Raw genomic sequence first — 19,485 nt, 5'->3', positions numbered from 1 at the left:
CCTGGGTCAAAAGCGGCTAGAATTGATCAGCCGGCCGGCCCCGCGACGCGAGCTTTGCCTGCATGGCCCGCCCGAAACGCTGCCGCCCTCCGCCGCATGGCCGCCCGCCCGAAGCGCCGATGGGGAGTTTGATGTGGCGCAAATCTGGACCGCCCTATCCGTCCTACGATCAGTCAGGCGTCGCGTATCCGACACTTAAACCACGGAGGTTGTCGATGAAAACGACAGTCAAGCATGGCCCGGACTCCTGCAGGTCCGATCCGCCAATCTTCACGATCGAGACAATCGAGGACTACGCCCTGGCGACACGGCGCATCAAGGCGCTCTCCGTTCAGGACGGGAGCAGCCATCGCGAGATCATGGCGCTCAAGGATGCCGTCCGCATCTGGGAAAAGGCCACGCAGGCGCGCAATCAGACATGACGCGCGGCATCGAGAGCGAGCTTGCCATTCCGGGCTGCGAGCCGTGGATGTCGGAGGGCTGAGTGTTCAGCCACGTGGCCCGCGGCCCCATGGCGAAGGCTGCGGGGACCTGCGCGGGCCAACGCGCCGTCAGGTCTAGTGGGACATCAGGCAGCAGACGGGCGCGCCTTCCAGCAGATCACGCGTCACGCCGCCGAAGAACCATTCCTGCATCCGGCTATGGCCATAGGCACCGGCCACGATCAGGTCGGAACCAGTTTCGAGCGCGAAATCGATCAGCTCGTCGCTGGTGTGCTTGATACTGTCTGTCCGAAGCACCGTCCGGCTGGTGATGCCGTGCAGCGCGAGATAGTTGCCGACATCCTGGGCGCCCTGGTCCGGCGCATCTGCGCCGATGGCGAGCACGGTCACCGTCTCGGCACGCCGGAGCAGGGGCAGGGCGTCCCAGACTGCACGGCGTGCCTCGCGCGTATCCTTCCAGGCGATGACGATGTGCCTGGCGGCGAGATGGGTGATGCGCGGCGGCACGACGATGACGGGGCGTCCCACATCCATGACGAGGTCGCCGGGGGACAGCCCCATGTTCTTCTGGACCGGGTCGTTCGAGGCTTGCCGCGCCATCACGACGATGTCGGCGGCGCGGGCCTGGTTCGCGATGAAGTGGCGGGGTGTGTCGATGGCGCAGCGCCAATCGATATCGTTGAGCGGATCGGCGGCCCGGTGGAAGATCGTCTCCGCCTTGGCGAGGTTTTCGGTTGCGGTGCGCCTGGCATCCTCGATCAGCGTGGCGTCGACGCCGGACATGCCGTCGCCCATATAGGGCAGCACCAGCTCCTCTGCCGCGATCCCGATCAGGCGGCTGCCGAAATCCCTGGCCAGCGAGGCGGCCAGCCTGACCCGGTCCTCGGCGCCTTCGCCGAGATTGAGCGGCACCATGATGCTGGCATAGCCGGTCTGGACGGCGGTTATCGCTGCGGACGTCATCGCAAATCTCCTGCGTTCAAGGCTTGCCGGAGCATGCTCGCTTTCGCCCGGACCGGTTGCATTGATCCAGCGCAAAGCCGCTGCGTTCAGGCGGCCGAAGGCGTCCGCCCAGCCTTCTCCTTCACTGCCGCGATGCGGAACGGCAGCATCTCGCCGTCGTGGTCTCGGATCGAGACATAGTCGCCGGCGACGAAGCGGTGGCTGTCGAGCCGATAGCCGAACTCGTCATCCTCGCTCCTGGCGTCGTCGTAGTCGATGCACCAGGTCGACCCGCCGGCGCCTCCGGCCCGATGCACCAGCCAGCCGTGCCGGTCGGGCTCGCCGGCCCAGAAGCGGCGCACGCGGCAGAGCTTGCGGCTCGCCCGCCAGGCTTCGGCATCGATATGGCCGCTCGTATCGAGCGGGGCGTGGATCTCGTAACCATGCCGGGTGCTGCCATCGGGATGGCCGGGCGTGCGGGCGAGATGAAGGGTGATGACGTGCGGCATGAGTGTGGCTCTCCCGGGCGATTGACGCCATAACTATCGACTGGCGAGGCGACGGCAGAATTGATCTGCCGCAAAGACGTTTTCGCCCCGCCGGCGATGATCCGTTCCATCCCAAACAGGAGGCTCGTATGATCGAAGGCATCAAGAGCGTATTGGTCGCCGTCACCGAGGAGGGGCGCAAGGAAGAGACCTTCGCCCTGAGCTACGGACTTTCGCTGGCGCGGCAGACCAACGCCCATTTGACCCTCCAGGCGGCCGCCAGTCGCTTCCACATCCCTTATTCGATGATCGATGACTTCAGCCGGGACCTGATCTCCTCAGAGAACAGGCGGATCGCGGCGCTGGCCGATCGCTTTGCCGGCAAGGCCAAGGGCGAGGCCGATTTCGCCGGCGTGGTCTGCACGGTCGAGAGCCCGCAGCTGCACTATAACGACCTGATCGATCGGTTCCTCGGCCATGCCCGCGTCCATGACCTGTCGATCCTCGACGCCGAGAGCTCGACCATCGACGGCGATCGCGGCCTGATCGAGAGCGCGCTGTTCGAGAGCGGCAGGCCGGTGCTGATCGTGCCGCCGGAGCATCACAGCTTCGCCGGCCGGCGCATCGTCATCGCCTGGGATGGCAGCGCCAGCGCAGCCCGCGCCGTCGCCGGGGCCATGCCCTTCCTGCGCGCGGCGGAGGCGGTGGAGATCGTCTCGGTTGTCGGCGAGAAGGATCTCTCGAGCTCCGTGCCAGGGGCTGATCTCGCGCCGCATCTCGCCCGGCACGGCATCGATGTCAGCGTCACCACGACGGCGCTGGGCGCGAAGGAGGACGCCGCCAGCGCGCTGCAGCGCGAGGCGGTGGCTTTCCGGGCTGGCCTCATCGTCACCGGCGCCTACAGGCACTCGCGCCTGCGTCAATGGCTGCTCGGCGGGGTCACCCAATCCCTGCTCAAGGCCAGCCGCGTGCCGCTGCTGATGAGCCACTGACGAGCCGCGATAGCTGCCAAGGGCAGCTATCGCCAAATCGGCGCCGCCGCCGCATGATCATGCGCAGCCAACCCGGTGGCCGCTGATGAGCATACGCAATTTCGACGCGCTCTTCGATCCCGGCGCGATCGCACTGATCGGCGCCAGCACTGCGCCGGGCTCGGTCGGGGCCGTGCTGGCCGAAAACCTCTATGGCGCGGGCTATGCGGGGCCGATCATGGCCGTGAACCCGCATGCCACGGCGATCCGCTCGGCGCTGAGCTATCACTCGGTCGCCGAGCTGCCAGTGACGCCGGATCTGGCGGTGCTGGCGACGCCGGCCGCGACCGTGCCCGGCCTGATCGCCGATCTCGGCAGGCGGGGCTGCCGCGCCGCGATCGTGATCAGCGCCGGCTTCGGCGCGGCCGGCGAGCCGGCGGGACTACGCCAGCAACTGCTCGACGCCGCCAGGCCGCATTTGCTGCGCATCGTCGGGCCGAACTGCCTCGGCCTCATCTCCTCGCCGCGCCGGATCAATGCCAGCTTCGCGCGGCTGACGCCCCATCCCGGCAATATCGCCCTGATCAGCCAGTCCGGCGCGATCATTGAGGCGCTGCTCGACTGGGCCGACGAGCGTGGCATCGGCTTTTCCCATGTCGTCTCGCTCGGCGACATGAGTGACGCCGATATCGGCGACATGCTCGACCATCTTTGTGCCGATGCCGCGACGCGCTCGATCCTGCTCTATGTCGAGAACATCACCCATGCCCGCAAATTCATGTCCGCTGCACGGGCGGCGGCTCGCACAAAGCCGATCATCGTGGTCAAGGCAGGGCGCAGCGCAGTCGGCGCCAGAGCAGCCCTGTCGCATACAGGAGCGCTCGCGGGCTCGGACATCGTCTATGACGCGGCCTTCAGGCGCGCCGGGCTGTTGCGCGTGGCCGAGCTCGACGAGCTCTTCGCCGCGGCCGCGATCCTCGCGACCGGCATCCGCGTCTCCGGCGAGCGCATGGCGATCCTGACCAATAGCGGCGGAGCGGGCATTCTCGCAGTCGATGCAGCGGGAGCGCGCGGAGGTACCGTCGCGATGCTCGCCCCCGGCACGATCGCGCGGCTGGACAAGATCCTGCCTGCCGGCTGGTCGCGCGCGAACCCGGTCGATCTGCTCGGCGATGCGACAGGAGAGCGCTATGCCGGCGCGCTCGACGCCCTGCTCGAGGAACGCGACAGCGACGCCGTGCTCGTCATCAACTGCCCGACGGCCGTCGCCGACGGAGTCGACACTGCCCGGGCTGTCGCGACCGTGGCAGGGCGCCATCGCGGCGTGCCGATCCTGACGAGCTGGCTTGGCGGGCGCAGTACCCAGGACGCGCGGGCCGTCCTGGCACAAAGCAAGCTGCCGACGTTCAAGAGCCCCGAGGAGGCTGTACGCGCCTTCAGCTACCTCGCCGATTTTCGCCGCAACCAGGCGCTGCTGATGGAGACGCCGGCCGCCGGCGTGATGATCGGGCAAGGCGTGATCGAGCAGGCGCGACAACTCTTCGCCGCTGTCAGGAGTGACGGACGTGCGTCGCTGACGGAAGCCGAGTCAAAGGAAATGCTGAGCTGGTTCGGCATCCCGACCGTGCCGACAGCGACGGTGGCCTCGCCCGCGGAGGCGGCGCGTTCCTTCGTCGCCATGACGGGCAGGGCGGTTCTCAAGATCCTCTCCCCGGACATCATGCATAAGTCGGACGTCAATGGCGTCGCGCTCGATCTCGGCTCAGCCGAGGAGGTCGAGGCCGCCGGGCAGGCCATGCTCGCCGCCGTGGCCGTGGCCCGGCCGGATGCCCGTATCGCCGGCTTCACGCTGCAGCCGATGATCGTGCGCCGCAATGCCCAGGAGCTCATCGCCGGCATCGCGCAGGACCCCACCTTCGGCCCGGTGATCCTGTTTGGAGCCGGCGGCAAGGCGACCGAGATCGTCGGCGATCGTGCGATCGGCCTGCCGCCGCTGAATTCGGTGCTCGCTCGCGACATGATCGGCGGCACGCGGATCGCCAGGTTGCTCGCCGGTTTCCGCGACGTGCCGGCGACGCCGCTCGAACCGGTGGTCGACGTGTTGCTGCGCCTGTCGGAACTGTCGGTGCTGCTGCCGGAGATCCGCGAGCTCGACATCAATCCGCTGCTCGCCAACGCCGAGGGTGTGATCGCGCTCGACGCACGGGTGGTGATCTGCGAGCCGCAGCCAGCAAGTCCCGGCCTCTCCGTTAGCCCCTATCCGCGCGAACTCGAACGCGAGATCAGGCTCGAGGATGGCACGGCCCTCCATCTGCGCCCGATCCGACCGGAGGACGAGACGCCACTCGCCGAGATGGTGGGGCTCTGCGCGCCGGAGGATATCCGCATGCGGTTCTTCGGGCCGCTGAAGGGTTTTCCGCACGAGATGGCGGCGCGGCTGTCGCAGATCGACTACGACCGCGAGATGGCCTTCATCGTGGTCGAGCCGGGAACCGCGTTCGGCGGCGGTCCGATCCTCGGCGTCGTCAGGATCATGGGCGATCCCGAGCGCGAGACGGCCGAATATGCCATCCTGGTGCGCACTGACATGAAGGGGCGCGGCCTCGGTTACCGGCTGATGAGCGAGATCATCGCCCATGCGCGCGAGACGGGCTATCGGACCGTGTTCGGCCATATCCTGCGCGAGAATCGCGGCATGCTGCACATGGCCGCCGATCTGGGCTTCACGATCACCCCCGACCCTGACGATCTGGAGACGATGCGTGCGGTCCTGGCGCTGCAGGCGTTGGAGCCGGCTCCTCCCTCGCAGCGCAAGGGACGCAAGCGACAGCGCGCGAGCGCTTGAAGCAATGCCGGCCGGGGCGGGCCTTCTTCGTCATGGTCGGGCCTGTCCCGACCATCCACGTCTTCGCCGGTGACGTGCGGTGTTCGAGACGTGGATGCTCGCCACAAGCGCGAGCAAGAAGCGTGAGCTCTATAACCGATCCTGGTGCTGTGCTCCGGCCGCCTCGACGAGCACGCCCTCCCTGCCGACATCGTCATCTTCGAGGATGCGCCAGCCCGGCCCGTCCATGTCGCTGAACTGGCCGGTGCGCATGCACCAGAAGAAGGCGGCGAGGCCGGTGAGGCCGAGACCGAGTGCGAGCGGCATCAGCAGGACCAGGATGTTCATGGCGCCTGCTCCGAGGGAGTGGCTGCGGGCCGGGAGGCGCGCAGCGCATTCAGCGTGACGACGATCGACGAGCCGGACATGGCGACGGCCGCTACCAGCGGCGTAGCGAAGCCGGCGATCGCAATCGGTACGGCAACGGCATTGTAAAGCACCGCGAACCAGAGGTTCTCCACCATCAGGCCGCGTGCCTTTCGCGCGATGCGGATGCTGGCGGCGACGGGGGCCAGCTCGTCGCCGAGGAAGACGATGTCGGCCGAAGCCTGCGCCAGATGCGTCGCGCTGATCGGCGAGATCGAGACATACGCCTTGGCCAGCGCGGGCGCGTCGTTGAGCCCGTCGCCGACCATCAGCACCTTGCGGCCGGACGTGGCGAGCCGATCGAGCTCGGCGAGCTTCTCGTCGGGACGCTGCCCGGCCTTGTAGACTTCGATGCCGAGTTCGCGCGCCAGAGGCGCGACGGCGCTCTCCCTGTCACCCGAGAGGATGACGATGTCGAGCCCGAGCGCGCGCAGCTCCCGCATGCTCGCCCGCGCATCCGGCCGGAGCTCCTGGTCGACGGCGAAGACGGCGCAGCGCTCGCCGTGCCGCCAGGCGATCAGCGAGGCAGTCGGATAGGCGGCGGCGACGGCCCGCGCCTCGCGCTCCGCGCCACAGAAGGCGACGCTTCCGAGCCGCATCTCAGTGCCGTCGACGATGGCGCTGAGGCCGAGGCCGTGATGCTCCTGCACGCCCTCGGGCGGGCGCGGCTCGCCGGCGCCGAAGGCGAGCGGGCGCGCCAGCGGATGGCGGCTGGCGGCGGCGAGCCTGCCTGCCGCCTCGAGGATTGCCGGATCGATCGCCTCGCGATTGGCGAGGCTGGGCTCGGGCAGGGTCAACGTCCCGGTCTTGTCGAAGACGACCGTGTCGATCTCGGCGAGGCGCTCGAGCGCGTCGCCCTGCTTCAACATGACCTTGCGCCGGAACAAGGCCGAAGCTGCGACGACCTGCACGGCCGGGATCGCAAGGCCGAGCGCGCAGGGGCAGGTGATGATCAGCACGGTGATGGCGATGATCAGCGCCTGCTGCCAGGCGAGGCCGAAGGCGACCCAGCCGAGGAAGGTGGCGAGCGCGGTGGCATGGACCAGCGGCGCATAGAGCCGGGCGGCGCGGTCGGAAAGCTTGACATAGCGCGAGCGGCTCTCGACCGCCTGCGCCATCAGCCGGTCGATCTCGTCGAGCAGCGTGCCGGAGCCTGCCGCCTCGACACGGACCGTGAGCATGCCGGAAAGGTTCATCGTTCCGGCATGGACGCGGCCCTTGGCAGAGATCGCGACCGGTGCAGTCTCACCCGTCACCAGGCTCTGGTCGATCTCCGAGGAACCGCCCTCGACGATGCCGTCGACGCTGACCCGCTCGCCCGGCCTGACCAGCACGAGCTCGCCGGGCGCGATCGCTGCGATCGGCACCACCACCGTCGCGCCGTCAACGCCGAGCCTGGTCGCCGTCTCTGCCTTGAGCGCGGCGAGATTGCCGGCGAGGTCGCGGGTGCGCCGGCGCATCAGCTGATCGAGATAGCGGCCGATCAGCAGGAAGAAGAGCAGCATCGCGACGCCGTCGAAATAGGCGTTCTCGGCATGGTTCCAGGTCTCCACCACGGACATGCCGAGCGTCAGCACGATGCCGAGCGTGATCGGCACGTCCATGTTGACGCCGCCGGCCCTGAGGGCGCGGATCGCGCTCTCGAAGAAGGGCCGCCCGGCATAGGCCGCGGTCGGCAGGGCGATCAGCGCCGAGAGCCAGTGGAAGAAGTCGCGCGTGACCGGGCTGATCTCGCCGCCATTGCCGGACCAGACCGAGACCGAGAGCAGCATGATGTTCATCGAGGCGAAGCCGGCGACGCCGAGGCAGCGCAGCAGCCGCTTGTCCTCCTGAGCGTCGGCGTCCCGCGCCTCGGCGGGCAGGAAGGGATAGGCCTTGAAGCCCAGGCTCTGGAGGCCGGCAATGACCGCCTCCGGCCGCAGCGCTCCCTCGGTCCACTCGACGGTGACGCGCTTCAGCGCCAGGTTGACGCGGGCGCTCAGCACGCCGGACTGGCGGGAGAGGCCACGCTCGATCTTGTGCATGCAGCCGGCGCAGTGGATGCCGTCGACGGCGAGTTCCATGCCGGCGACGCCGCCCTCGCCATGGCGGACGAAGATCGAGAGGTCGTGGGTGGCGGCCATGGTGCTAGTCCCTCAGCACGATACGGCTGCGGGTGTCGAAGACAGCTGCGCCGTCGCGGCGGGCGGTGATGGCGAGCGTCCAACCGCCGGCATGGAGCGCTCGCATGCGGGCGAGGTAGCGCCCGGGCGCCGCTTCGGTCAGGTGCTCGTCGCGGTCCTGGCTGCGCGTCGCCGGGTGTTCGAGCCTGGCCTCGACATCGAGGCCGCGGACGGGGACGCCCCGCTTGTCGAGGAAGGCGATCTCGACCACGCTCTCGGTGCCGTCATCCCTGAGATCGGCGTCGACCTGCCAGCCGCGTGCGGCCTGCGCCCGCATCCGCTCGATCTCCTGGTTGAAGCGCTGGCTCGTCTCGTAGGCGCTCTTGACGTCGACGCCGGGCATGGTCCGGATCGCGACGGTCATCATCACGGCATTGGCGCCGGCGACCACGGCGAAGAAGCCGATCATCGTGACGAGGACGAAGCGGCCGCCGAGCCTGAAAGGCGCCCGCGGTCGGGGCGGCGGTGAAGCCGGTAATTCGATCGGCATGATGAAGCCTCCGCAGCAGGACATGGAGCCCTCGTTAAGGTGCGATGAAATGATCCTCGGCGCGCACGATCTCGCCGGCGAACAGGTCCGAGGCGGTGAAGGTGAGCGGCTGGGACTTTTCGAGATGGACGTCGGCCGGCACGGTGACGAGCGCGCGGATTTCGCGCGACGAGTCGGGCTCGACCGTCACGACCGGGCGCAGATCCGCCGTCGCCTGAGGGCCGATGGTCTCGATCCGGACGCCGGGCAGGCCGGACACCGTCAGGGCGAAGGGCCGCTCTTCCGGTCGCTTGTTGAGCAGGCGGATGGTGTAGCTGTTGCGGATCGAGCCGTCGCTCAGCTTGACGAAGAGCGGCGTGCGCTCATGCAGGACGGAGATCCCGGCCGTCTGCCTGGTGGCGAGCTGGTAGATCATCGCGCCGCCGACGACGAGGATGAGCGCGGCATAGATCGCCGTGCGCAGCCGCAGCAGCCGGTAGACCGGCCTGTGCCCGGCGATGCGGCGCTTGACGTTATCGTCGGTGTCATAGGCGATCAGCCCGGTCGGATAGGCGATCTTCGCCATCACCGTGTTGCAGGCATCGATGCACAGCCCGCACTGGATGCAGCCGACCTGTGCGCCGTCGCGGATGTCGACGCCGGTCGGGCAGACCGCGACGCATTGGTTGCAGTCGATGCAGTCGCCGGCCGGCACGCCCTCGGCGCGCAGGCGCTGGGCCTGCTTCACGGAGACGCGCGGTTCGCCGCGGTCATAGCGATAGGTGACGTTGAGCGCGTCGTCGTCGGTCAGTGCGGCCTGGATACGCGGCCAGGGGCACATATAGGTGCAGACCTGCTCGCGCATGATGCCCGCGAGCGAATAGGTGGTGAAGGTCAGGATCGCGATCCAGACATAGGCCGAGACCGGGGCGGTGAAGGTCGCGAGCTCCCGCACCAGGGTCGGCGCGTCGGCGAAATAGAGCACCCAGGCGCCGCCGGTCCACCAGGCGATGACGAGCCAGACCGCGTGCTTGCCGGTCTTGCGCCAGGCCTTGTCGAGCGACCAGGGGCTCTCGTCGCGCCTGATCCGCTCGCGCCGGTCGCCTTCGAAGGCGCGCTCGACCGCGAGGAAGAGGTCGGTCCAGACCGTCTGCGGGCAGAGATAGCCGCACCAGACCCGGCCGGCGACGGCATTCATCAGGAAGAGGACGAGGGCGGCGATGATCAGCAGGCCAGTGAAATAATAGATCTCCTGCGGCCAGATCTCGATGAAGAAGAAATAGAAGCGGTTATTGGCGAGATCGGCCAGCACCGCCTGATCGGGCAGGTTGGGGCCGCGGTCCCAGCGCAGGAAGGGCAGCAGGTAATAGATGCCGAGGCAGAGGACGAGGATGATCCACTTGGCCCGGCGATAGGGGCCGGCCACGCTCTGGGGATAGACCTTCTTCGACGGTGCGAAGAGGGGCAGATCATCCGCGTCGATGACGGCCATCTCACTCACCCCCACCGAGCGAATGGACATAGATGGTCAGCGCCTTGACCGTGGTCGGATCGAGCCGCCCGCCCCAGGCGGGCATCACGCCGTTGCGGCTGTTGGTGATCGTCTCGGTGAGCGAGGCCACGTCCATGCCGTAGAGCGTGATCGCGTCGGTGAGGTTCGGCGCGCCCATCTCGCGGTTGCCCTTGCCCGCCTCGCCGTGGCAGGCGGCGCAGTTCTCGGCGAAGAGCTTGCCGCCGGCGGCGAGATCGGCCCTGGGCTGGGTCGGCAGGCCGGCGATCGCGCGGACATGGTTGGCGACATCGTTGATCTGCCCGGGCGTCAACATCTTGTCGCGGCCGAAGGCCGGCATCTGGCTCACCCGCGTGTCGGCGTCTCCGGCGAAGCGGATGCCGTGCTGGATCGTCGTGCGGATCGTGTCGAGCGAGCCGCCCCAGAGCCAGTCGTCGTCGTTCAGGTTGGGGAAGCCCTTGGCGCCCGCGCCGCCGACGCCGTGGCAGGCGGCGCAATTGTCGCCGAAGGCAGCCTTGCCCTGCGCCATCGCGACCCGGAACAGGTCGGGATCGGCCTTGATCTGCACGAGCGAGGCCTCGGCGAGCCCCTTCGACTGCGCTGCCCGGAAGTCGCGCAGCGTCGCGAGGTCCTGCTCGATCGAGAGCCGGGTCGCGTAGCCGATGACGCCGCGCGTCGCGTCCGTCAGCAGCGGCCAGGCGGGATAGACGACCCAGTAGCCGACGGACCAGATGATCGTGGCGTAGAAGACGCCGAGCCACCAGCGCGGCAGCGGCGTGTTGAGCTCGCGGATGCCGTCCCATTCATGGCCGGTGGTCGAGTGGCCGGTGACGGAGTCGAAATTGTCCCTGTCGTGATGCCCGTCCATGCTCAGTCCTCCCGCAATGGCGTGCGGGCGGCTTCCTCGAAGCGCGCGCGGTTGGAGGGCCAGAAGGCGTAGATGCAGACGGCGAGGAAGATGCCCATGAAGTAGAGGACGCCGGTCGACTGCGCGAAATGGGCGAGCCAGGCATAGGTCGATGTCGTCATGGCGGTCACCGGATGTTGGCCTTGTCGTCGTAGATCTTGAAGTCGACGAGCGTGCCGAGGGTCTGGAGGTAGGCGATCAGGGCGTCGGCCTCGCTGATGCGCTGAGCGTCGCCGTCGAAGTCGCGGATCTGGACCTTGGGATGGCGGGCCTCGAGCTCGGCGGCGCGGGGATGGTCCGGCGTCGCCTGGGCCTTCAGGTCGGTCTCCGCCTGGGCGATCATCTCGTCGCTATAGGGCACGCCGCCGGCGCGGTTGGCGCGCAGGTGGTCGGCGATATCGCCGTAATTCAGCCGGGTCGCAGCCAGGAACGGATAGCCCGGCATGATCGACTGCGGCACGAGATCGCGTGGCCGGTTAAGATGGGCGAGCTGCCATTCGTCGGAATATTTGCCGCCGACGCGGGCGAGGTCCGGGCCGGTGCGCTTGGAGCCCCATTGGAAGGGCTTGTCGTACATGCTCTCGGCGGCGAGCGAGTAGTGCCCGTAGCGCTCGATCTCGTCGCGCAGCGGCCGGATCATCTGGCTGTGGCAGTTATAGCAGCCCTCGCGGACATAGATCGCCCGGCCGGCGAGCTCGAGCGGCGTGTAGGGCCGCATGCCCTCGACCGTCTCGATCGTGTTGCGCAGGTAGAAGAGGGGCGCGATCTCGACCAGGCCGCCGATTGAGACGACCAGCAGGACGCCGATGACCAGGATGATCGAGTTCGTCTCGAAGATCTTGTGCTTTGACCAGAGCGACTTGCGCGGCTCGGGCGCGTTGGTGTCGAGGCTCGACATGGGGCGTTCCTTACTCCGCGGGGACGAGCTGCGGCTGGGGCGTGAGATCGCGCTGCGGGACGTCCTCCGCCCCGCGCCGCACCGTCATCCAGAGATTGAAGGCCATGATCAGCGCGCCGGTCAGGAAGAGCACGCCGCCCATCGCGCGGATGACGTAGTAGGGCTTCATCGCCGCAACCGTCTCGATGAACGAGTATTCGAGGAAGCCGAGCGAGGTATAGGCCCGCCACATCAGGCCCTGCATGATGCCGGACACCCACATCGCCGAGATGTAGAGCACGATGCCGAGCGTCGAGACCCAGAAGTGCCAGTTGACCAGCTTGAGCGAATACAGGCCCTTGCGGTTCCAGAGCCAGGGCACCAGGCAGTAGATCGCGCCGAAGGAGATATAGGCTACCCAGCCGAGCGCGCCGGAATGGACATGGCCGATGGTCCAGTCGGTATAGTGCGAGAGCGAGTTGACCGCCTTGATCGACATCAGCGGGCCCTCGAAGGTCGACATGCCGTAGAAGGCGAGTGAGACGACCATCATCCGCAGCACCGGATCGGTGCGCAGCTTGTCCCAGGCGCCCGAGAGGGTCATCATCCCGTTGATCATGCCGCCCCAGGAGGGCATCCAGAGCATGATCGAGAAGGTCATGCCCAGGGTCTGCGCCCAGTCGGGCAGGGCGGTGTAGTGTAGGTGGTGTGGGCCGGCCCAGATATAGAGGAAGATCAGCGCCCAGAAGTGGATGATCGAGAGCCGGTAGCTGTAGATCGGCCGCTCCGCCCGCTTCGGCACGAAATAGTACATGATCGCGAGGAAGCCGGCGGTAAGGAAGAAGCCGACGGCGTTATGGCCGTACCACCACTGGAACATCGCATCCTGCACGCCCGACCAGAGCCCGTAGGATTTCGGCGACAGGACCGAGACCGGCACGGCGAGGTTGTTGCCGACATGCAGGACGGCGATGGTCAGGATGAAGCCGAGATAGAACCAGTTCGCCACATAGATGTGCGGCTCCTTGCGGCGTGCCAGCGTGCCGAGGAAGACGAGCAGGTAGACGACCCAGACGAGGGTCAGCCAGAGGTCGGCATACCATTCCGGCTCGGCGTATTCCTTCCCATCGGTGATGCCGAGCAGGTAGCCCGTGCCGGCGATGACGATGAAGAAATTGTAGCCGAGGATGACGAACCAGGGCGAAAGGTCGCCGGCGAGCCGGGCCCGGCAGGTACGCTGCACCACGTAGAAGGAGGTGCCGATCAGCACGTTGCCGCCGAAGGCGAAGATCACCGCCGAGGTATGCAGCGGCCGCAGGCGGCCGAAATTGACCCAGGGCAGATCGAAATTCAGATCGGGAAATGCGAGCTGCGACGCGATGATCACGCCGATCGCGAAGCCGGCGATGCCCCAGACCATCGCGGCGACGGTCGCGAATTTGACGGGCTCCATGTTGTAGTTCGGCCGGCCATCGATCTCGAGCGGGGCCGGAACCTGCCCGGGGCGGAAGCAGCGGTTGGCGATCAGGAAGATGCTCGCCGTCGCCGCGGCCGCCGACAGGCTGGCATGGAAGGCGTAGCCGGAATCGGAGGTCATCCCCGCGATCATCAGCAGGGGCAGCACCGCGGCCGCCGCCAGCAACATGCCGCCCATTTCTCCTGGCGTCGCTCGCCGGATCGGATAGCCAGTCGCCGCCATGCGACACCTCTTCTGCTCGCCGCGCCCCATGGCGCTTCGATGCGAGCGGTACCGAGACCCGATTGGAATGACTTTGATTCAGATCAACCGGCGCTGCGCCGCCCTGGCGCGACTGTGCCGGCATTTGATCCCGATCAAGGACGGCCGCCTGACGTTTGGCGCAAGCTCGGCGATCCCAACCGAGAGCTGCGGTCATGTCGGAGAAGATCCCAGCTGCCTGGACGAACCGACTTCGGCGGCGCTGGCAAGGAGCCGGCCGATCGGATTCGCCAGTTGATGATCTCGATCGAAGCGTCTTCCTGACGCTCTGGCTGCGCCTGCGCGGGCTTCTCAGCCTGCTGCGGGAGATCATCTCCCACTAGAGCATTCCGCGTTTCTTCGAAACGCAAGAACGCACTAAGTTTTTGTTCTATCGGATTTCTTCACGCGAGCTGAAGCCCGCTTCGCTCGAGAATGCTGTAGGCAGAACCGACATTCACCGCCTCCGGAGCAAAGCGGCGGCGAGTTGGATGAAGCTGAGAAAGTGTATGGCTCTTCAGTCGATGCGTCTCAGGTCGGACAGGACATGGGCGATGCCCTGCGGTCGTCACACGGCGCGGCTGAACTGGCGTGACGAGCTGTCGAGATAGGCGTCAAAGGCCGAGGCGACCTTGCGCACGAATAGGTGCACCCCTTCCGGGATGACAACCCGGCAGCCGTCAAAGCGGATGACACTTTCATCAGCGAGCGCACGCAGGCGGGGGACGGACGCCGCGAGCGCGTGTGCGCTCGTGCCGTGCCTGGCGCAGACTGCCGCGATATCGACCGTGAAGTCGCACATCAGGCGCTCGATCAACTCGGCACGGAGGCGGTCGTCGGCGCTGAGCCTGTAGCCTTTCGCCGTTGGCAGCGCACCCTGAGCGAGGCTGTCGCCATAGCGCCCGATCACCACCTCGTTCTGGACGTAGCCCTGCGGGAGCCGGCCGATCGCCGAGGCGCCGAAGCCGAGCAGGGCCTCGCAAGCGTCGGTCGTATAGCCCTGGAAGTTGCGGTGGAGGGTCCCGTCCAGGCTCGCCCTGGCCATGGCATCGTCCGGGCGGGCGAAATGGTCGAGGCCGATGCGGACATAGCCGGCGGACATCAGGGCCGCCGCCATCGCCTCGGCCTGCTCGTGCCGCGCGGTACCGCCGGGGAGGTCGGCCTCCTGGATCCGGCGCTGGTGCTTCTTGAATCCCGGCACATGCGCGTAGCCGAAGACGGAGAAGCGGTCTGGCCGGAGCGGCAGGCATTGCTCGATGGTGTCGATGCAGGAGCGGACGGTCTGCTCGGGGAGGCCGTAGATCAGGTCGAAGTTGAAGCGGCCGATGCCGGCTTCGCGCAGGCCCGTGACGACGGAAGCCGTCTGCTCGAGGCTCTGGATGCGGTTGATCGCCTTCTGCACCTGCGGGTCGAAGCTCTGGACGCCAAGGCTTGCGCGGCTGACGCCGGCCGCACCGAGTGCCTCCGCCATCGCCCGCGTCAGCCTGCGGGGATCGATTTCGACCGCGACCTCCGCGCCAGGCGCGATCACGAAGCGGCTCCGGAGCAGCTCGGCCAGGGCGAGGAAATCCTTCGGTTCGAGGATGGTCGGGGTCCCGCCGCCGAAATGGACGTGCCGCACGTCGAGCGGGGCGGCGAGCCGTTCCGCCACGCGTTCGATCTCATGCCGGAGCGCGCCGAGGTAGTCGATGATCGGCTGATCGCGCAGGGCCACGGTCGTATGACAGCCACAATACCAGCACATCGAGCGACAGAAGGGGATGTGAAGATAGAGCGAGGCCGTCGTTCCCGGAGCGAGCGCAGCGAGCCATTCGCCATAATCGCGCGAATCGACGGTGCCCGAGAAATGCGGCGCCGTCGGATAGCTGGTATAGCGCGGCAGGCGCTCGTCCAGATCGAGTCTTGCTTCCCTAGGCAAATCGCATCCTCCGCTTCGCCGATGGCTCCGGAGGGCGCAACCTAGGCTCGTTCGCGGGGCGGACGTTTGATTCAGGACAATAACGGAATCGGAGCGTGTCGCGCGCTCACCGGCGCGCCAGGCGGCATCGATCGATGACTGCCGTCGAGGATTTCGAGGTTGCGGTCTGTGAACCCGCGCAGCTATCGAGGCCGGGAGTGGTCCCGGTACTGCTCTCCCGCTCAGATGAGCCGGTGCTGGAAGGCGAAGTCGAGGCAGCCCTGGATGTGCCGCTCCAGGAGCGCTTCGGCCTGAGGGGCATCCCGGTTGAGGGCGCAGTCCAGCAGGGCCCTGTGCTCCTCGGCCGCGACCTGGCCGCGGAAGATCACGAAGACCATCTGGTAGCGCAGGTAGCGGTCATAGATGCCGGAGTGAAGCTCGAGCAAGGCCCTGGAGCCGCAGGCTGAGACGAGTGCCTGATGGAATTCCCAGTCGTAGCGCTTCCATTGCTGGGTCATGGAATCGTCCCCGGCGAGCAGGCCGGACTCCATTCGCGCCAGCTTGTGATGCGCCGCGACGACGCGGCCCTCCCATTCCATGTCGCCGGCCAGGAACGACTTCGCCAAGGCGTCCTTCTCGATCAGCAGTCGTAAGGCGGCAATCTCCTTCAGATCCTCTGCCGAGCAGGGGGCGACCTGGAAGCCGCGCTGCCCTTCCGCCGTGACCAGCCCCTCGGGGGTGAGGCGGCTCAGGATTTCGCGCAATGTGCTGATGCCGACGCCATAGGCAGGTCGCAGCTTCTCCAGGGTGAGGCGCTGGCCCGGGCGCAGCTTCCCGAAGACGATGTCCGTGCGGATGCGCTCATAGGCCTGCTCGCCCGTCGAGACGGGCGCGACCTCCTCGCCCACCATGTCCGTCGTTACATCCACCATGCCGCTGCTCGCATCTTTCCGGACCGATACTACGGCAGGAGGCGACCGCAAAGTCGGATCGCTCTATATCTGATAAAAATTATATCATCAGATGATTCTGATTTTGTCGGTTGATATTCGCTTGAGCCGATGCGACAACGGCCTCGTCGGGGCCGCAGGAGTTCGGGCATGGACAACCGCATCTACGTTCTCAACGGCCCGAACCTGAACCTGCTGGGTCAGCGCGAGCCGGCCGTCTACGGCACGACCACGCTCGACGAGATCCGCCAGCGCTGCGTGGACAAGGCCGGCGCGCTCGGCTTCGAGGTCGATTTTCGCCAGACGAATTTCGAGGGGGAGTTGGTCGAGAGCGTGCATCAGGCGCGCGTCGAGGCCTGCGGCATCATCATCAACCCGGCGGGCTACACCTTCACCTCGGTCGCGCTGCTCGATGCGCTGAAGATGTTCGATGGACCCAAGATCGAGCTGCACATCTCGAACGTCCATGCGCGCGAGAGCATCTACCACAACTCGCTGATCTCGCGGACCGCGACCGGCATCATCATCGGTCTCGGCGCCGCGGGGTACGAATTGGCCCTTCAGGCCATGGCTGGCTTGGTCGGGCGAAGCTGAAGCCGGCGCGTGCGAGCCATGGAACCGCTCATCACCCCGATAGGAACGAGATCAGCGGGAAAGCATGCGCAGCACCGTATCGATCGTGCTCGCGCGCCGACGCTCGCGGGCATCGGGCGCGCCCATATCGTGCCCGAAGACCTGTCGGATCGTGGCCCGGTTCGAGACATTGTAGAAGCTGAGCGCGCTGATCGTCAGGTGGATATCGATCGGGTCGAGCCCCTCGCGAAACAGGCCCTCGCGCAGGCCGCGCTCATAGACCTCCCGGATCATGTCGATCGCCGACAGGTTGAGCTCGCCGATCTTGGCGGAGTCCTCGAGGTGCCGGGCATGGTGGATGTTCTCGACCATGACCAGCCGGACGAAATCCGGATTGTCGGCGTGGTAGTCGAAGGTGAAGCCCGCCAGCGTCGCGATCGCCTCCCGCGGCGGCAGCGCCGCGAGATCGAGGCTGCGCTCGAAATTGCGGATGCGGGCGTACATCTCCTCGAGGACGGCGCGGTAAAGCCCCTCCTTGTCGCCGAAATAATAGTAGATCATCCGCTTGCTGGTCGAGGTCTTGGCCGCGATCTCGTCGACCCTGGCGCCGCTCAGGCCGTTCTCGACGAACTCTGCGCGCGCGACCGCGAGGATGTCGCGGCGGACGCCCTCCGGGTCCTGCGTCCAGCTCGAGGCCTTCCTGCCGTTATCTGCCCGCCGAGGCTTGGTCTGAGCCATCTCTTCCATCTCGAAGCTTCCGGTCGCGGGTCTATCGCCCAACGCGAACGAGGGGAAATGGACCATGCAGTTAATTTCGCTTGACCAATTGAACTAGTTAGTACAATTAACACCGATCGCGGGCCGCGCAACCTCTTCCGCCGGCCGAGATCAAGGCGCCCGGGACGAGGCGCCGACGCAAATGACGGGACTTGGACCGACCCAGCCAGAAGGTCGGCCGTTCAGGGAAACGCCATGAACTACAAGCTCGATTTCACGCCGGTACTGGATGGGCTGCCGAGCCTGCTGACGGCCTGTCTCGGCACGTTCGCACTGGCGATCGGCGGCATGATCCTCGCGATCATCATCGGCATCGGCGGCGTGATGCTGCGCGATTCCAAGATCGCGCCGATCCGCTGGTTCATCAAATCCTTCGTCGAGGTGATCAGGAACACGCCCTTCCTGGTGCAGATCTACTTCATCTATTTCGCGCTGCCGCTGGCGGGGCTCAGGCTCGACCCGACACCGACGGCGATCATCGCGCTCGGCATCAATGGCGGCGCCTATGCGATCGAGATCATCCGTGGCGGCGTCCAGTCGATCAGCCGCGGCCAGATCGAGGCGGGTCTCGCGCTCGGCCTGCACAAGACGCAGGTCTTCCGGCTGATCGTGCTGAAGCCGGCACTGCGGGCGATCTTCCCGTCGCTGACCAGCCAGTTCGTCCTGCTCACGCTGACGACCAGCATCGCCTCGGCGATCTCGGCCTATGAGCTGACCTCGGTGGCGCAGCAGATCGAAACCTCGAGCTTTCGTAGTTTCGAGGTCTACGGCGTCGTGACGGTGTTCTACCTCGTCATCTCATGGCTGATGATGCGCGCCTTCGGGATGATCTCGACGCGCTATTTCAGCTACCCGGTCAAGTGAGGAGCGCGTCATGGGCTCCGACGAATTCCTCTTCCTCCTCGCCGGCTTGAAATGGACCGTGGCCCTGTCGGCCGTCGGCTTTATCGGCGGCGGCATCGCGGGCCTCGCGGTCGCGCTGGCACGGACATCGGAATATCCGCTGCTGGAACGCGTGACCGCGAGCTATATCGCGCTGTTCCAGGGCACTCCGCTGCTGATGCAGCTCTTCGTAGTCTATTACGGGCTGGCGCTGATCGGGCTGAAGCTGGATGCCTGGGTCGCGGTCTCGATCGGCTTCACCCTGCATGCCAGCGCCTATCTCGGAGAGATCTGGCGAGGCTCGATCGAGGCCGTGCCGAAGGGCCAGACCGAAGCCGCCAAGGCGCTGAGCCTCAACTACGTCTCGCGGATGAAGGACGTCATCCTGCCGCAGGCGATCCGCATCTCTCTGCCGGCGACGATCGGTTTCCTCGTCCAGCTGATCAAGGGCACGTCGCTCGCGGCCATCGTCGGCTTCACCGAGCTGACGCGGGCCGGAAACATCATCTCCAACCAGATCTTCGCGCCGCTCCTCGTCTTCGGGATCGTCGGCGTCCTCTATTTCATCATGTGCTGGCCGCTGTCGCTCTATGGCGCCCGGCTGGAGCGCCAGTTCGCTGCCGCCTCGCGCTAGCACTCAATCGATCACCAAGGCCTCAAGGCCATTTCA

General features: G+C 66.7%; 20 protein-coding genes. 7 read left to right on the top strand and 13 right to left on the bottom strand.

From position 1 onward, the window contains the following. The first annotated feature begins 215 nt into the window (after positions 1–215). Positions 216–422, top strand: a complete 207-nt coding sequence (locus tag EV560_RS30295; RefSeq protein ID WP_131859579.1) for a hypothetical protein — start codon at positions 216–218, stop codon at positions 420–422. Positions 423–557: 135 nt separating this feature from the next. On the opposite strand, the gene EV560_RS30290 is transcribed toward EV560_RS30295, so the two are convergent. Beyond that, complete coding sequence (locus EV560_RS30290) at positions 558–1,406, bottom strand: universal stress protein (protein WP_131859578.1); 849 nt, start codon at positions 1,404–1,406, stop codon at positions 558–560. Between the two features lie 86 nt (positions 1,407–1,492). Continuing rightward, entirely contained in the window at positions 1,493–1,894 is a 402-nt protein-coding gene (locus tag EV560_RS30285) for a hypothetical protein (protein WP_131859577.1), read from the bottom strand. A gap of 128 nt (positions 1,895–2,022) precedes the next feature. Here EV560_RS30285 and EV560_RS30280 point away from each other — a divergent pair, with 128 nt between their 5' ends. Together EV560_RS30280 and EV560_RS30275 are read left to right on the top strand one after the other, a co-directional pair. Then, complete coding sequence (locus EV560_RS30280; protein ID WP_131859576.1) at positions 2,023–2,865, top strand: universal stress protein; 843 nt, start codon at positions 2,023–2,025, stop codon at positions 2,863–2,865. An 85-nt stretch (positions 2,866–2,950) separates the two neighbouring features. Beyond that, positions 2,951–5,689: a bifunctional acetate--CoA ligase family protein/GNAT family N-acetyltransferase gene (locus EV560_RS30275; RefSeq protein ID WP_131859575.1), complete on the top strand. Its 2,739-nt coding sequence runs from the start codon at positions 2,951–2,953 to the stop codon at positions 5,687–5,689. Between the two features lie 129 nt (positions 5,690–5,818). On the opposite strand, the gene ccoS is transcribed toward EV560_RS30275, so the two are convergent. From ccoS to ccoN, 8 genes are read right to left on the bottom strand one after another with little or no spacing between them, the layout of a single operon-like run. Further along, a complete protein-coding gene (ccoS, locus tag EV560_RS30270) occupies positions 5,819–6,016 on the bottom strand; it encodes a cbb3-type cytochrome oxidase assembly protein CcoS (protein ID WP_131859574.1) in 198 nt (65 codons plus the stop codon). Further along, a complete protein-coding gene (locus EV560_RS30265) occupies positions 6,013–8,217 on the bottom strand; it encodes a heavy metal translocating P-type ATPase (protein WP_131859573.1) in 2,205 nt (734 codons plus the stop codon). The genes ccoS and EV560_RS30265 overlap by 4 nt, the downstream gene beginning before the upstream one ends. Before the next feature lie 4 nt (positions 8,218–8,221). Then, a complete protein-coding gene (locus EV560_RS30260; RefSeq protein WP_165923712.1) occupies positions 8,222–8,746 on the bottom strand; it encodes a FixH family protein in 525 nt (174 codons plus the stop codon). Positions 8,747–8,780: 34 nt separating this feature from the next. Then, the gene (ccoG, locus tag EV560_RS30255) at positions 8,781–10,217 is read right to left on the bottom strand and encodes a cytochrome c oxidase accessory protein CcoG (RefSeq protein ID WP_131859571.1); all 1,437 of its coding nucleotides are present in this window, start codon (positions 10,215–10,217) and stop codon (positions 8,781–8,783) included. A gap of 1 nt (position 10,218) precedes the next feature. Then, positions 10,219–11,103, bottom strand: a complete 885-nt coding sequence (gene ccoP / locus EV560_RS30250; RefSeq protein ID WP_131859570.1) for a cytochrome-c oxidase, cbb3-type subunit III — start codon at positions 11,101–11,103, stop codon at positions 10,219–10,221. A 2-nt stretch (positions 11,104–11,105) separates the two neighbouring features. Beyond that, entirely contained in the window at positions 11,106–11,264 is a 159-nt protein-coding gene (locus EV560_RS30245; protein ID WP_131859569.1) for a cbb3-type cytochrome oxidase subunit 3, read from the bottom strand. Between the two features lie 5 nt (positions 11,265–11,269). Next, positions 11,270–12,040, bottom strand: coding sequence for a cytochrome-c oxidase, cbb3-type subunit II (gene ccoO, locus EV560_RS30240; RefSeq protein WP_131859568.1), 771 nt, complete (start codon positions 12,038–12,040; stop codon positions 11,270–11,272). Between the two features lie 10 nt (positions 12,041–12,050). Next, positions 12,051–13,718: a cytochrome-c oxidase, cbb3-type subunit I gene (ccoN, locus tag EV560_RS30235; RefSeq protein ID WP_465247052.1), complete on the bottom strand. Its 1,668-nt coding sequence runs from the start codon at positions 13,716–13,718 to the stop codon at positions 12,051–12,053. A 194-nt stretch (positions 13,719–13,912) separates the two neighbouring features. Here ccoN and EV560_RS35915 point away from each other — a divergent pair, with 194 nt between their 5' ends. Then, a complete protein-coding gene (locus EV560_RS35915) occupies positions 13,913–14,080 on the top strand; it encodes a hypothetical protein (protein ID WP_165923711.1) in 168 nt (55 codons plus the stop codon). A gap of 224 nt (positions 14,081–14,304) precedes the next feature. Here the strand turns inward: EV560_RS35915 and hemN are convergent, their stop codons facing one another. Further along, positions 14,305–15,654: an oxygen-independent coproporphyrinogen III oxidase gene (hemN, locus tag EV560_RS30230; RefSeq protein ID WP_131859567.1), complete on the bottom strand. Its 1,350-nt coding sequence runs from the start codon at positions 15,652–15,654 to the stop codon at positions 14,305–14,307. A 221-nt stretch (positions 15,655–15,875) separates the two neighbouring features. Next, a complete protein-coding gene (locus tag EV560_RS30225; RefSeq protein ID WP_248312272.1) occupies positions 15,876–16,565 on the bottom strand; it encodes a GntR family transcriptional regulator in 690 nt (229 codons plus the stop codon). Positions 16,566–16,733: 168 nt separating this feature from the next. Between EV560_RS30225 and aroQ the strand changes: the two genes are divergently transcribed. After that, the gene (aroQ, locus tag EV560_RS30220) at positions 16,734–17,177 is read left to right on the top strand and encodes a type II 3-dehydroquinate dehydratase (RefSeq protein ID WP_131859566.1); all 444 of its coding nucleotides are present in this window, start codon (positions 16,734–16,736) and stop codon (positions 17,175–17,177) included. A 51-nt stretch (positions 17,178–17,228) separates the two neighbouring features. Here the strand turns inward: aroQ and EV560_RS30215 are convergent, their stop codons facing one another. After that, positions 17,229–17,894 carry a TetR/AcrR family transcriptional regulator gene (locus EV560_RS30215; RefSeq protein WP_207908155.1) on the bottom strand — a complete coding sequence of 222 codons (666 nt, stop codon included), beginning with the start codon at positions 17,892–17,894 and terminating at the stop codon, positions 17,229–17,231. A gap of 234 nt (positions 17,895–18,128) precedes the next feature. Between EV560_RS30215 and EV560_RS30210 the strand changes: the two genes are divergently transcribed. Next, a complete protein-coding gene (locus tag EV560_RS30210) occupies positions 18,129–18,797 on the top strand; it encodes an amino acid ABC transporter permease (protein ID WP_131859564.1) in 669 nt (222 codons plus the stop codon). Positions 18,798–18,807: 10 nt separating this feature from the next. Continuing rightward, entirely contained in the window at positions 18,808–19,449 is a 642-nt protein-coding gene (locus tag EV560_RS30205; protein ID WP_131859563.1) for an amino acid ABC transporter permease, read from the top strand. Positions 19,450–19,485: the final 36 nt, after the last annotated feature.

Source organism: Allobosea sp. BK604 (genome assembly GCF_004341515.1).
Classification (GTDB): domain Bacteria; phylum Pseudomonadota; class Alphaproteobacteria; order Rhizobiales; family Beijerinckiaceae; genus Allobosea.
This window is presented reverse-complemented; position numbering and strand designations above follow the sequence as displayed.

Excerpts from the sequence above, each read along its gene's own strand:
- ccoS (WP_131859574.1), bottom strand. The coding sequence starts at position 6,016 with ATGAACATCCTGGTCCTGCTGATGCCGCTCGCACTCGGTCTCGGCCTC.
- ccoN (WP_465247052.1), bottom strand. The coding sequence starts at position 13,718 with ATGGCGGCGACTGGCTATCCGATCCGGCGAGCGACGCCAGGAGAAATG.
- EV560_RS35915 (WP_165923711.1), top strand. The coding sequence starts at position 13,913 with ATGTCGGAGAAGATCCCAGCTGCCTGGACGAACCGACTTCGGCGGCGC.
- EV560_RS30205 (WP_131859563.1), top strand. The coding sequence starts at position 18,808 with ATGGGCTCCGACGAATTCCTCTTCCTCCTCGCCGGCTTGAAATGGACC.
- EV560_RS30215 (WP_207908155.1), bottom strand. The coding sequence starts at position 17,894 with ATGGCTCAGACCAAGCCTCGGCGGGCAGATAACGGCAGGAAGGCCTCG.
- EV560_RS30260 (WP_165923712.1), bottom strand. The coding sequence starts at position 8,746 with ATGCCGATCGAATTACCGGCTTCACCGCCGCCCCGACCGCGGGCGCCT.
- ccoG (WP_131859571.1), bottom strand. The coding sequence starts at position 10,217 with ATGGCCGTCATCGACGCGGATGATCTGCCCCTCTTCGCACCGTCGAAG.
- EV560_RS30280 (WP_131859576.1), top strand. The coding sequence starts at position 2,023 with ATGATCGAAGGCATCAAGAGCGTATTGGTCGCCGTCACCGAGGAGGGG.
- EV560_RS30275 (WP_131859575.1), top strand. The coding sequence starts at position 2,951 with ATGAGCATACGCAATTTCGACGCGCTCTTCGATCCCGGCGCGATCGCA.
- EV560_RS30285 (WP_131859577.1), bottom strand. The coding sequence starts at position 1,894 with ATGCCGCACGTCATCACCCTTCATCTCGCCCGCACGCCCGGCCATCCC.
- EV560_RS30295 (WP_131859579.1), top strand. The coding sequence starts at position 216 with ATGAAAACGACAGTCAAGCATGGCCCGGACTCCTGCAGGTCCGATCCG.
- ccoP (WP_131859570.1), bottom strand. The coding sequence starts at position 11,103 with ATGGACGGGCATCACGACAGGGACAATTTCGACTCCGTCACCGGCCAC.
- ccoO (WP_131859568.1), bottom strand. The coding sequence starts at position 12,040 with ATGTCGAGCCTCGACACCAACGCGCCCGAGCCGCGCAAGTCGCTCTGG.
- EV560_RS30290 (WP_131859578.1), bottom strand. The coding sequence starts at position 1,406 with ATGACGTCCGCAGCGATAACCGCCGTCCAGACCGGCTATGCCAGCATC.
- EV560_RS30245 (WP_131859569.1), bottom strand. The coding sequence starts at position 11,264 with ATGACGACATCGACCTATGCCTGGCTCGCCCATTTCGCGCAGTCGACC.
- EV560_RS30265 (WP_131859573.1), bottom strand. The coding sequence starts at position 8,217 with ATGGCCGCCACCCACGACCTCTCGATCTTCGTCCGCCATGGCGAGGGC.
- EV560_RS30225 (WP_248312272.1), bottom strand. The coding sequence starts at position 16,565 with ATGGTGGATGTAACGACGGACATGGTGGGCGAGGAGGTCGCGCCCGTC.
- EV560_RS30210 (WP_131859564.1), top strand. The coding sequence starts at position 18,129 with ATGAACTACAAGCTCGATTTCACGCCGGTACTGGATGGGCTGCCGAGC.
- aroQ (WP_131859566.1), top strand. The coding sequence starts at position 16,734 with ATGGACAACCGCATCTACGTTCTCAACGGCCCGAACCTGAACCTGCTG.